The following is an 11,572-nucleotide window of genomic DNA, read 5'->3' on the forward strand; positions in this document are numbered from 1 at the left end:
GAGATGTCGATGCGCAGGGAAGCCTTTCTGGACCACGTCCAGGAACGAGGCGAGTACGAGACCCAGGAAGAGGCCGAACGAGCGGCCCGCGTAGTCCTGGCCCTGATGGGCGCGCACCTGGTCGGAGCCGTGCGAGCAGCACTCGCGGCCCGCCTTCCCGAGACCTACGCCCTGATCCTCCTCAACCTTGCAGGCCGCGGAGCCGCTCTCACCTGAACGATTCGTCCGCGCGAGCGCGGCCCGGATCGAGGGCGCCACCGAGAAGACGGCCTTGTGGGACATAGGCACGGTCCTGTCCACCGTGGCCGACGTGGCCGGAGACGCCCTCACCCGCGAAGCCCTGCTCCAGCTCCCACCCGGCTACGACCTCCTCTTCGGCCACCCCCGGCCCACCTGACCGTCCGACGTCACCGCAACCGGCCGGACACCGAGCCCGCGACGAGAAAGGCAACCGCAGCACCATGTACGACCAGCCTCGACCGCACCAGGCCCAGCCCACCATGACGTTCGAGCAGATCCTGGAACACGTCCGCCATGAAGGCGCCTACCCCACCCGCGAACGCGCAGAAGAAGCCGTCCGCAGCGTCCTCGCGGCGCTCGGCCGCCAGCTCGTCGGAGACGAACGCGTCGACCTGGCCCAGGCCCTGCCCGTCGAAGCGGCACTGGCCCTGACCGCCCAGATCCCCGCCACCGAACGGCTCACCGGCTGGGACTTCATCAAGGACATGGCCGCCCGCGCCGGCACCAGCCCGGCCGTCGCCCGCTGGGACACCGGCGCCGTACTCGCCGTCGTCACCCGTCTCACCGACCCCGGCCTCCTTACCCGCATCCTCCACCAGCTCCCCACCGGCTACGCCCTCCTCTTCGGCCAAGCCGAACTGCGCCGGCCACAGCCCGCAGCGTGAGGCGCCGGACCGGCCACCGATGCCAGGACAAATAAATATCTACCCTCGCCGTCAGAGAATTTAACCGACCTCGCAGGGAGAGTTTTTCCGCACCGCGAGCGATGGAGATATTTTACGCAGCACGGACAGCCATGACGTGCTACTGTCGATCTCGGTTGCAGTTTTGGTACCCAAAAACTTCGAGCGCCTCAATCGGCTTCAACGAGCTCAGGCGCTTCACATTTCCGGTCCTTTTCCGGCGGGGCATCATCGCCGCGACACGGCATCCGCACCATGCGGACGCCGGCGTACTGCCCCAAGGGAGATTTCACATGGCATCTGGCACCGTGAAGTGGTTCAACGCAGCAAAGGGCTTCGGCTTCATCGAGCAGGACGGTGGCGGCGACGACGTCTTCGCCCACTTCTCGAACATCGCCGCCCAGGGCTTCCGCGAACTGCTGGAAGGTCAGAGGGTCACCTTCGACATCGCGCAGGGCCAGAAGGGCCCGACGGCCGAGAACATCGTTCCGGCCTGACGCCGGCGCACATTTCGTAGCTGGGGCCCGTATCCTTCGGGGTGCGGGCCCCAGCTGCACCCATTTCCCGCAGTGGCATCACTGCGGGACGAAACATTAAGGGCTGCGCCCCGCTCGGCGCTTCACCCTCCCCAGTTTTTCCAGGTTTCGCGTCGGAATGACGCCATCCCACCTCGGCGCAGGCGCCCGTACCGAATCCCGGTGGACCGGAGTCGCTTTCGCATTCCATTCGGCCCGTTCTTGCGATTTCCCGCACCGCGTTCCCGCTGCGGAAATTCCTTGATCTGAGCCGCATCAAGGAAGGTTCTCAATGAACCGCACACGTACGAACGGCCGTTCCTCTCGCACCCGCAACCGCGCCGGCGTTCCCGTTTTCGCCACCGCCGCCGGATCGGAGCGGGGCAGCCGTTTCGGCTCGTCGGCCCCGAGTCGTTCCGCGGATCCGCGGCGATCGCGAGTACCTGGTCGGCGGCTCACCGCAGTGCAGGGCGAGTTCGCCCTGCCGAAGACCATCACTCCCGCGCTGCCGGCCGTCGAGGCCTTCGCCGACCTGACCCTGCCGGCCGAGCTCTTGGCCGCCCTCGCCGCGCAGGGCGTGACCGTACCCTTCCCGATCCAGGGCGCGACCCTGCCCAACACCCTTGCGGGCCGTGACGCGCTCGGCCGCGGACGCACCGGCTCCGGCAAGACGCTCGCCTTCGGCCTCGCTCTCCTGGCCCGCACCGCCGGGCAGCGCGCCGAGCCCCGCCGGCCGCTCGCGCTCGTCCTCGTCCCCACCCGCGAGCTGGCCCAGCAGGTGAAGGACGCCCTCACGCCGTACGCCCGCGCCGTGAAGCTGCGCCTGACCACCGTCGTCGGCGGCATGTCGATCGGCAAACAGGCCGGAGCGCTGCGCGGAGGCGCGGAGGTCGTCGTAGCCACGCCCGGCCGGTTGAAGGACCTCATCGACCGTGGTGAATGCCGACTGAACCAGGTCGCGATCACCGTCCTCGACGAGGCCGACCAGATGGCCGACATGGGCTTCATGCCCCAGGTCACCGCTCTCCTGGACCAGGTGCGTCCCGAGGGGCAGCGGATGCTGTTCTCCGCCACCCTGGACCGCAACGTCGATCTGCTGGTCCGTCGGTACCTGACCGACCCGGTCGTGCACTCGGTGGACCCCTCGGCCGGTGCGGTGACGACGATGGAGCACCACGTGCTCCACGTCCACAGTGCCGACAAGCAACGCACCACGACGGAGATCGCGGCGCGCGAGGGCCGGGTCATCATGTTCCTCGACACCAAGCACGCCGTCGACCGACTCACCCAGGACCTCCTCGACAGCGGTGTCCGCGCGGCAGCCCTGCACGGCGGGAAGTCGCAGCCCCAGCGCACCCGCACCCTCGCCCAGTTCAAGACCGGCCACGTAACCGTGCTGGTCGCGACGAACGTGGCGGCGCGCGGCATCCACGTCGACAACCTCGACCTCGTCGTCAACGTCGATCCGCCCACGGACCCCAAGGACTACCTCCACCGCGGCGGACGCACCGCCCGCGCCGGCGAGTCCGGCAGCGTCGTCACCCTGGTCACCCCGGGCCAGCGCCGCGACATGACCCGCCTCATGCAGGCCGCCGGCATCACCCCGAAGACCACCCAGGTCCGCTCCGGCGACGAGGCCCTGAACCGCATCACCGGCGCCCAGGCACCCTCCGGCGTCCCCGTCGTCATCACCGCACCGGTCGTCGAACGCGCCCAGCGCGCCTCGGCCTCCCGGGGAAGGCGCCGGCCCGCTGCGACGGCCCGGCGCGTGAGCGTACGACAGCCCGCCTTCGATGCGGCGGCCTGAGAACCACGTGCTCAGGAAACTGACCCATCTCTGCAGGAGGCACGTTTTGACGCTGGTCCAGATGCAGCCCCGCTCGACGAACGCCAACCCTGTGCACCGGACGGTGGGCGCCGCGATGCAGGCGGCCGGTCCACAGGTCTGTGACGACATGACGGTCGAGGTGGCTCTTGCCGTCATGGCCAGTGCCCGCACGGAGCACCTGCTCGTCCGCGACGAAGACGGCCTGTGCACCGGGCTGGTCACCCGGGCCGGGCTCGCCACCGTCCGCGACAGCGCGGCGTACACGGACCAGGTCCGCCTGCGCGACCTCCCGGGAGACCGCGGACCGGTCGCTTCATACGTGACCACGATGGCCGAAGCCCAACACGCGATGCGCTACCGCCGGCTCGACGCCATGCCAGTCGTCGACGACCAGGGCGGCGCTCTGGGCATCCTCGTCCTGGCCCGCTGAACCACCTCACCACGGCACGACCGTCCCCCCCTTCCTCTTCCTGTGAGGCACCATGCGCTGTGTCATCGCCCGTTTCCCGTTCGACCTCACCAAGAGCGGTGTCCTGGAGTCGATGAAGGGCGTCAAGCCCGAGCAGGTCGTCGGCGAGTCGGTGACCATCGGGCGCCGCACGTACCCCGTCAAGCAGGTCGGTCAGGTCATCACCCGCCAGGACAGGCGTGACTTCAGCGCCGGTGAAGTGCTGAGGGCCATGACCCGGCTCGGGTTCGCCTGCCGCGGCCTTCCTCGGGCCGCCGTGCCCACCCATGTCCTCAGCCCGCTCCAGCAGGCTTCCGCGATGCTCGGCCTCCCGGTGACTGTCTGACGGACGGACAGGACCGGCGCGAGCCGACACCCACCCGGACAGCGAAGAGGGCCCGACCGGCAAGCGCCGGTCGGGCCCTCCCGCGCACCGGGGGGTATGCGATGGTCGGGTCAGTGGTCGGAGTAGCTGAAGTCGCCCATGGTCCAGGCACTGACATCCGCGATCGAAACGCGGTACATCCCACCGGTCTCCGGGATCCCCACCGTGCCCTGCAGGATGCGGGCCACATGGAAGTGCAGATGGGTAGGCGGCCCCTCGTGGGGTGTTGCGGTAGTGAAGATCGCGGCGAACTCACCCAGGCGGGCGGAGTCCGTCAGAACCTCCGACACCCGCTGCCTCCATACGGCTTCGGGTGCCAGCCGACCGGTGACGACAGCGCCACCGGTGACCACGGTCAGCGACATCTGATTGCTTCGCCCGGACTCCACCAGGGTGGCAACGTCAACGAGCAGCTCGTCAGGCTTCGACATGGGAGCCGATCTTATGCACCGGTCCTCCCGTTCTGTCGAGCGGGAGGACCACCGGTCCAGAAGAGCACTCACCGTCTTCCCGCCGGAGGCCGTGCTCACCAGGCCCCCCTGGTCTCTGCATCGTCCACGTCCGCCCTTTGCCTACCTGGTCCCTGCGCCCCACCCCACCGCCCGCCGAACCGACCCAGGTCCACACCCTCGGCTGCGGACCGCCCGAGCCCCTGACCTGCGGCGCAAACCGTTCTGCGCATCCTGAACCGGCCATGCAGGTCTACCTCTCCTCGACAGGAACGAAAATCTATGACGGCCAGAGTAGACATTGCGCTGCGGCGTGGTTATGCTTTCTCTCGTAACCCAGAGAGAAAGCAGGGCCTGGCAGAGACGAACTGCCAGGCAGCGGTACCCGCAGTTGCAGTACGCAGGACGGTGCGGTGGTGGAGTCCGAAGCCAGGTTGTTGCAGGACGGCGACGGGGCTGACGACCGGACCGGGTGGCCCGCAGTCGCAGGGGCCGCCGAGAGCAGGACCGCAGTTGTCGCAAGTGCAGTGGTCGCAAGTGCGGTACGCAGTACGCAGTACCAGCAGTGAGCAGCACCTCGGTGAAGGCGTCGGCTGCAGGCGCGCGCTCCGGGGAGTTCGGCAGTGGGGTTCCAAGCCAGAGCAGACGCAGGACGGGCAACGGGGCTGGCTGCCGAAGTGTGGCGCCGAGACGGGTCACCAGCAGTACGAGCAGTAAGCAGTTGATCACCGAGGGAAGAACGGAGGAGCCGAGCACCATCAGGATCGCCCGGGCAGAGGTCTTGAGTCCGGGTACCGCAGGACATCGATAGCGAGGTGGTCTCCGGTCAAGCAACCGCGATCCCCGCACTCCCGGCAGCGTGTCGGCCGGGTCGGCGGAAACACAGGGTCGGCGCAGTATCAGGGCCGACAGATGGTGTAGTAGTTCCTTCGGGGCCCTGGTGCCGTACGGCACCAGGGCCCCTCCACGCGTTCCATGAGAGAGGTTCAATGACAGCAGACGCCTCGTTCGGCCGTCTCGACGACGACGACTATCCCGCCTACACCATGGGCCGGGCCGCAGAAATGATCGGCACCACCCAAGGCTTCCTCCGCGCCCTCGGAGACGCCCGCCTGATCACCCCGCTCCGCTCGGAGGGCGGCCACCGCCGCTACTCCCGCTACCAGTTGCGCCTCGCGGCCCGCGCCCGGGAACTCGTCGACCAGGGCACCCCCATCGAGGCCGCCTGCCGCATCATCATTCTCGAGGACCAGCTCGAGGAAGCCCAGCGCATCAACGCCGAGTACCGCCGCGCCGCCGACTCATCCGCACCGCCGCCCTCGGCCTGAACCGAGCGTGCCCGTCGAAATCGGCGGGCCTCGGTCGTCGGAGACGGCCCCCCGGCGAGTGGTGCAGCCGGCTCCGGTTCGCCCGCAGGGTGGAGGCCATCGCCGGCGCGGGGACCGCGAGGTGCTCGCCGCCATCATCTTCGCGGCCGCATCAGGCTGCACATGGAACCGACTGCCGCCCGGCTTGCGGCGCCTCGTATTCGGGCGCCGGCCGGGACCAGTCCGACGCGCCGGGCGCGGACAAGGCAGTTCGGCCGTCAGGGGAGTTTGTGGGCGAGGACGTCCAGTTGCTCGACGGAAGGCGGTTGGGCGAACAGTTCACCGGCTCGTTCCATCAGGGCACTGCCCAGGCGGCCGGCGAGGTGGGCCTGGCGTGCGTCGTCGTGGGGGAAGGCGTCGAAGATGGCGAAGGTGGACGGGCTCAGGCGTACGGCGAACCAGGCGACGGTGCCGGGCTCCTCCTGCACGATGGCAAGGCCGTCACGGAGAAAGGCGGCGACTTCCTCCTCCTTGCCGGGCTGGGCCTCGACCTGTACGTGTAGCGCGACGTTGATGTCAGCCATGAGGGGACTCCTTCAGGCGCTCGGTCGCCGGGGAGCGGCCGGGCACTGCCGTGACCGGATGGCGTCGAACGGGTCTCTTATACGGCCGCGCCGATGCCCAATGTTACCCATTTTGTCATCTTTTGCGATTTTAGGAGCCTCTATGTATGGCTTTCTTTAGGTGCCCTTTCGCTTGACCAGTCTGCGGTGACAGCGGCGATGGCAGCGAAGGCCAGGAAGGTCCCGTCAGCTGCCCTTCTGAGGGCCCGAACACTGACGGAGTCGATCGCACACGCCCTGCGGCCCGGCCGCCTCGCCTCGGTCACCGCCCTCGATCCGGGCGGCCTGGAGAAGGCGGGCCTGCGCTTCCCCTGGCTCCTTGAAGGAACCCCCAACGCGTCAACAGCCTGCCTCGGCAGCGGTGAACGACACCGGGGCCACCTGCCCCGCACCGTGCCCCATCCGTGCCCTTCAGACCGGTGAACAGCCGTCAATACGGGCCCTCACGCACCCCAGGGATGGCCACCCGGGCCGCTGTTTTCGCAGGTCAGGAGAATACTTCGGCACCCAAAGCGCCATAGATTCCCAAGCTTATAGCGCGGGTTCGATTCCCGTCATCCGCTCCACGACAAAGCCCCAGGTCAGCGACCCGGGGCTTTTGTGTTGCCTAGACCTTTCCCATGGTCTCGTGCCAGATCCGCGCCAGACTCCTCGGCCCGGCCCGCACCATCGTGTCCTTGCCGGCCCGGCGACGCACCCCGTGAGACGGCCGCGGCCCCGGAACGCCGTTCAGAAGGCGTTCAGCGCGTCGCGGGTGTTGGTGCGGTACAGACCGACCTTCGGGTTGGCGACGCTGCCCGGCTTGGCCAGCTCGAGGCTGACGCCGTCCGCGTTCGGCATGTGCTCCTTGTCGGCGAGGACGTTGACCTCGTCGGCCACGGGGCCGTTGCCACCCGACGGGTTGAGGTCCACGGCCGCGTACGCGGTGGCGCCGGGGTGCACCGGGTACGCCGGGGCGCCGCCCAGTCCACCGGGGGCAGCGGCCTGGAGCCCGAGCGCGCCGCCCTTGGCGCTGAAGCCGACGGTGGGGAAGTAGTCCAGACCGCAGGAGGTGGAACCGTTGTTGGTCACGGTGATGACGCGGACGGTGGCCGCGGTACCCGTCGGGGAAGTGACCTTGACGGTCAGGTCGCGCGCCGAGCAGGGGTGGGTGTAGGCGTAGGAGTCACCGCTGGTGTCCCCCTTGCCGCCCGAACCGGCCTTCGCCGGGGTGGCGGTGGCCGTGCCGGTTCCGGTGACCTTGCCGGCGGACGGCGCGGAGGCGCCCTCCCCGGACGGCGTCACGGTCCCGGTCGAGACCTGCTTGTCCGCGCTCTTGGTCGCGGCGGGGTTCGCGGTCGGCCCGCCGGCGCTGTCCGAGCCGCCGCAGGCGGTCAGGGCCAGAGCGAGGCCGGCGGTGGCGGCGGCCAGGGCGGTGGTGCGGAGTCGATGGGTGCGCATGGGAACTCTCCGTGTCGGTACGGTCGTCGGACGGAGGCTTCCGCTCTCCGCCTGACGAGACGTTGGGTGGGGCTGCTGTTCCGGTCGGCTGCTACCGCAGGCGACCGAGGGCGGTCGGTGGGGCGCGTGGGGCCCTTGCGTTGCGACCGCCGAATCCGACCGCCGATCCGATCGGCGGACCGGCGGGCTGATGACGCAACTGTGGGGCTGGTTTTGTCCCAGTGGCGCCTGGACCGGGATAGTAGGGACCCTGGAACGCTCCCGACCCCTCTCACCTGGGCGTTCGGGCGCGCCTGGAACGTGCTTCCGGGATGAGGGGGAGGGTGGAATGGCCACGGCCACGGAGACGGAGCGGTTCGCGGAGCTGATGCGCGGATTCAAGGAGCGCTCGGGGCGCAGCTACGGCACGCTCGCGAAGCGTCTGCACTCCAGCAACTCGACGCTGCACCGCTATTGCAGCGGCGCGGCGGTGCCGGCGGACTACGCCCCGGTGGAGCGGTTCGCCCGAGTCTGCGGTGCCTCGGCCGACGAGCTGCTCGCGTTGCACCGGCAGTGGCTGCTGGCGCTGGTGGAACGGCGGCGGGGGGCGACGGAGGGGCAGGCCCCGAGGTCGGGGACCACGAACTCCACGGCGCCGCAGGGCGGTGACGCCTCGCCGGAGGTGCCGCCGGCATCGGCGGCGGTGGTGGCTGGGGAGGCTTCGGAGGTCCGGCCGCAGGCGGAGACCGACCCCGAACCGGCCCCGGCGTCCACAGCCGGTTCCGCCCCGGCGCCCGGACCCGCCGCTGCGGAGGCACCCGCGCAGGCGCCTGCCCCCGCTCCCGCTCCCGCGCCGGCACCGGCACCGGCACCGGAGGCACCCGCACATGCCCCCGCCGCGCTTGTCCAGCCGGGCCCCGCCCGGGCCTCCGCACCGGGGACCCGGCGTCGTCCTCGGCTGCTGCTCGCCGTCGCGGCCGCCGTGGCCACCGCCGCGGTGGCGGGGACCGCCGCCGCCGTCTCCTCCCTGGGAGGCACGGGTCACGGGGACACCCGCCACGGCGCCGTCCAGCCGTCCTCGCGCGAGCGGGTGGCGGCGGGCCCGGCCCTGCCGCCCGGCGGGTCGTCGTCACCCACGCCCACACCCGATTCCGCACCCCCGTCCAGCCCCGGACCGACGTCCCCCTCGGCAACGTCCGCCTCGCCGGCCACCGCCAAGGCGGGGACCTCCCCCACCGCCCCGTTCACGGTCAACGTCCTGCCCGACAACTGGGACAGCCCTTGCGACCAGTGGTTCGCCCTGGACAAGGCACCCGGCACGGTCCCCCCGCCCCCCGCCGGGCAGGCGACCGAAGGGTGGGCCCGAGCCCTGGACGCCGTCCCGGCGGGGCACCTGCGCATGCAACTGACCGTCCAGGGCACCGAGGACAAGGCCGCAGTCCTGCACGCGCTGTACGTCCATGTCGTGAGCGGCCGCAAGGCTCCCGGCTGGAACGCGTACACCATGGGAGCCGGTTGCGGCGGCGCACTGGTGCCGGCGTCCTTCGCCGTGGACCTGGACGACGCCTCCCCGAGGGCCAGGCCCGTACCTGGCAAGGAGGGCGAGCGGCCGACGGCCTCGACCGACTTCCCGTACAAGGTCTCCGCCACCGACCCCCAGGTGCTGAACATCGACGCCGCCACACTTGGTCAGGACGTCAGCTGGTACCTGGAGCTGGCCTGGAGCAGTGGCGACCGCAAGGGCACCACCCGCATCGACGACCACGGCCGCCCGTTCCGCACGGTCGCCCTGAATGCCGGGCACAGTTACTGGTACAACGCGAACAACAACGCCTGGCTGCCGGACACGGGATGAGAGGCGTGCCCCGACCGTGCCCAGGCGTCCGCGAGGGGCGGCGGCATGGCAGAGGCTCCATCCGGGAACGGATGGAGCCTCTGGTCCCGGGCATCCGGATCAGCTCAGGAGGCGTCCTGCGGCGGACTCGCGCGCGGACCGCGACTTGCGGAGATCACGTGTGACGACCGCCTTCTGCAGCCAGCGGTCGGCTCCGTCGTAGCGGGCCGTGAACGCGCGACGGCCGTGCACGGCGAGGTAGTTGTCGACGACCAGCAGGGTGCCGGCTTCCACCACCACGTCCTGCTGCACACGCTCCAGCTCCGTCACCAGCTCCTTGAGCGCCACTTCCGCTTCGGCGTCGCCCTCGACGCAGCGCATGAAGAACGGGTCGATGCGCAGGTACGGAGCGTCCGCGGCACCGAAGAGCACGGCGACGGGCTCGGGGTTGTCCCGCATCTCCCGCATCCGCAGCAGTCCGGGGTCATTGGGCCGCTGAACGGCGAGCTGACGCAGGTGCTCGTCGTCCGGCAGGATGTAGAACCGCGGTTCGGACAGCACCCGTCGCGTGTCCGCCGACAGTTCCACCTCCTGGATCGAAGCCATCGTCGTCGGAACCCGGTCGTGGTTGCGGATGCCGAACAGGGCCAGGTAGTCACAGCGGTAGGGATGAAAAGCGTCCTCGGTGTGCCATTCGAGGAGCACGTCACTGCCGTGTCCGTTCTGCTCACCTTCCTCGCCGGCGATGGGCAGCACGTTCTGGATCATTCGTCCGGACTGCAGGGTGGGCCAGCTGAACACTTCGCCGAGGCACTGCCCCATCAACGCGAGGAAGAGCTCTTCTCGGTGGGTACGTCCGGCGGCCGCGGCCTCGGCCCAGTTGCCGGGTGTCGGGCCGACGGCGTCGTCGTCGACGCCGAAGCCGCGCAGCAGGAAGCCGGCAGCCGCGTCGTTGCGTCGGAATTCCTCCAGGAACCGGCGAAGTCCGATCGGTACCTCCGACACCAGCTCCCAGGCGTTGTCATAGAACGTCTCCTTGCCGGGGTCGTTCTGTGCCACCTTCGGGTCGGCGAGCAACTGCTCGAGGGACGATACTTCGTCGGCGGAAAGGTCGTAGCTCAGGATGCCGCGGTACTGACTCATGGGTGCCTCACTTCTGGTGTCGAATGTTTGCTTCCGGCCTTTTAAAGGCCGGCGTGCACGAGACGGTCCTGCTGTTCTCTCGCCGTGCTGCTGCCCTCGGGGAGCCACCATGCAATGTGATCACCGACGGGGTCCATCGGCATGACGGCCTTGAAAATGTCGTTCTCCAGATTGGCAAGTTCCACGTCGTACGGTTTCCCGACCGCGGCGAAGGCGCGCTGGATTCCCGTACGTTGCCGATCGATGAATTTGGCATTCCGCACGAAGGTGCTGGCGGGTTGCAGCAGGAAGTAGGTCCGTTGATCGCCGTACGTATACCGCGGTGATGTCTCCGGATAGCAGGGGGCGAAGGAGACCAGGAAGGTCATTTCGCCTTCGATCATCGCGTACCAACGTTCATCGGGCTGCGGATCATCGGGAATGTACACGCTCGAGAACATCCGGGTGAGCGTGGTGTAGAAGCGTCGAGTGAGATCCGTCAGCGCGTCCAGCGTGATACCCAGCGTCGGCTCTTCGAAGGTGATGATCATGCCGTCGAGTGAGCGCTCGGAGGCCGTGCGGAAGAAGTCCGCGATGATCTCACGGTGCCGCGTCAGCTCATTCTCGACGTCATCGGTCCGAATGGTGATCCCAGGCCCCATCTTCGATGGCTTGGCGAAGGGGCAGTACGACTTCTTCGTGATCTCCTCGAAGCTCAT

12 protein-coding genes and 2 pseudogenes are annotated in these 11,572 nt (G+C 69.2%); 9 read left to right on the forward strand and 5 right to left on the reverse strand.

Going from position 1 to position 11,572, the window contains the following annotated elements; translation table 11 throughout:
- The first annotated feature begins 3 nt into the window (after nucleotides 1-3).
- The 6 genes and pseudogenes from ACFYZL_RS14790 to ACFYZL_RS14815 all read left to right on the forward strand — a co-directional run bounded on the left by ACFYZL_RS14790 (nucleotide 4) and on the right by ACFYZL_RS14815 (nucleotide 4,060).
- Nucleotides 4-397, forward strand: a pseudogene (locus ACFYZL_RS14790) (DUF2267 domain-containing protein).
- Between the two features lie 64 nt (nucleotides 398-461).
- Nucleotides 462-905: a DUF2267 domain-containing protein gene (locus ACFYZL_RS14795; RefSeq protein ID WP_388679134.1), complete on the forward strand. Its 444-nt coding sequence runs from the start codon at nucleotides 462-464 to the stop codon at nucleotides 903-905.
- Between the two features lie 311 nt (nucleotides 906-1,216).
- Nucleotides 1,217-1,420: a cold-shock protein gene (locus ACFYZL_RS14800; protein ID WP_384748973.1), complete on the forward strand. Its 204-nt coding sequence runs from the start codon at nucleotides 1,217-1,219 to the stop codon at nucleotides 1,418-1,420.
- Nucleotides 1,421-1,730: 310 nt separating this feature from the next.
- The gene (locus tag ACFYZL_RS14805; RefSeq protein WP_388679137.1) at nucleotides 1,731-3,245 is read left to right on the forward strand and encodes a DEAD/DEAH box helicase; all 1,515 of its coding nucleotides are present in this window, start codon (nucleotides 1,731-1,733) and stop codon (nucleotides 3,243-3,245) included.
- A gap of 46 nt (nucleotides 3,246-3,291) precedes the next feature.
- Nucleotides 3,292-3,696, forward strand: a complete 405-nt coding sequence (locus ACFYZL_RS14810) for a CBS domain-containing protein (RefSeq protein ID WP_384748978.1) — start codon at nucleotides 3,292-3,294, stop codon at nucleotides 3,694-3,696.
- Between the two features lie 52 nt (nucleotides 3,697-3,748).
- Entirely contained in the window at nucleotides 3,749-4,060 is a 312-nt protein-coding gene (locus tag ACFYZL_RS14815) for an SCO5918 family protein (protein ID WP_388679140.1), read from the forward strand.
- A gap of 110 nt (nucleotides 4,061-4,170) precedes the next feature.
- On the opposite strand, the gene ACFYZL_RS14820 is transcribed toward ACFYZL_RS14815, so the two are convergent.
- Nucleotides 4,171-4,530 carry a hypothetical protein gene (locus ACFYZL_RS14820; protein ID WP_384748984.1) on the reverse strand — a complete coding sequence of 120 codons (360 nt, stop codon included), beginning with the start codon at nucleotides 4,528-4,530 and terminating at the stop codon, nucleotides 4,171-4,173.
- A gap of 1,007 nt (nucleotides 4,531-5,537) precedes the next feature.
- On the opposite strand from ACFYZL_RS14820, the gene ACFYZL_RS14825 reads away from it, so the two are divergent.
- Nucleotides 5,538-5,876, forward strand: coding sequence for a helix-turn-helix domain-containing protein (locus ACFYZL_RS14825; protein ID WP_384747541.1), 339 nt, complete (start codon nucleotides 5,538-5,540; stop codon nucleotides 5,874-5,876).
- A 257-nt stretch (nucleotides 5,877-6,133) separates the two neighbouring features.
- Here the strand turns inward: ACFYZL_RS14825 and ACFYZL_RS14830 are convergent, their stop codons facing one another.
- The gene (locus ACFYZL_RS14830; RefSeq protein ID WP_384747543.1) at nucleotides 6,134-6,439 is read right to left on the reverse strand and encodes a putative quinol monooxygenase; all 306 of its coding nucleotides are present in this window, start codon (nucleotides 6,437-6,439) and stop codon (nucleotides 6,134-6,136) included.
- A gap of 279 nt (nucleotides 6,440-6,718) precedes the next feature.
- On the opposite strand from ACFYZL_RS14830, the pseudogene ACFYZL_RS14835 reads away from it, so the two are divergent.
- A pseudogene (locus ACFYZL_RS14835) lies at nucleotides 6,719-6,787 on the forward strand (alpha/beta hydrolase); the annotation flags it as partial.
- A 420-nt stretch (nucleotides 6,788-7,207) separates the two neighbouring features.
- Here the strand turns inward: ACFYZL_RS14835 and ACFYZL_RS14840 are convergent.
- Complete coding sequence (locus tag ACFYZL_RS14840; RefSeq protein WP_384747546.1) at nucleotides 7,208-7,918, reverse strand: DUF4232 domain-containing protein; 711 nt, start codon at nucleotides 7,916-7,918, stop codon at nucleotides 7,208-7,210.
- A gap of 328 nt (nucleotides 7,919-8,246) precedes the next feature.
- Here ACFYZL_RS14840 and ACFYZL_RS14845 point away from each other — a divergent pair, with 328 nt between their 5' ends.
- Nucleotides 8,247-9,752, forward strand: a complete 1,506-nt coding sequence (locus ACFYZL_RS14845; protein ID WP_388679145.1) for a helix-turn-helix domain-containing protein — start codon at nucleotides 8,247-8,249, stop codon at nucleotides 9,750-9,752.
- 99 nt (nucleotides 9,753-9,851) lie between these two features.
- Here ACFYZL_RS14845 and gntD read toward each other — a convergent pair whose 3' ends face one another.
- Together gntD and ACFYZL_RS14855 are read right to left on the reverse strand one after the other, a co-directional pair.
- A complete protein-coding gene (gntD, locus tag ACFYZL_RS14850) occupies nucleotides 9,852-10,874 on the reverse strand; it encodes a guanitoxin biosynthesis L-enduracididine beta-hydroxylase GntD (protein WP_384747555.1) in 1,023 nt (340 codons plus the stop codon).
- A gap of 41 nt (nucleotides 10,875-10,915) precedes the next feature.
- On the reverse strand, nucleotides 10,916-11,572 hold the full coding sequence (locus ACFYZL_RS14855; protein ID WP_388679148.1) for a hypothetical protein: 657 nt from the start codon (nucleotides 11,570-11,572) through the stop codon (nucleotides 10,916-10,918).

The organism is Streptomyces sp. NPDC001717, from assembly GCF_042892775.1.
Classification (GTDB): domain Bacteria; phylum Actinomycetota; class Actinomycetes; order Streptomycetales; family Streptomycetaceae; genus Streptomyces.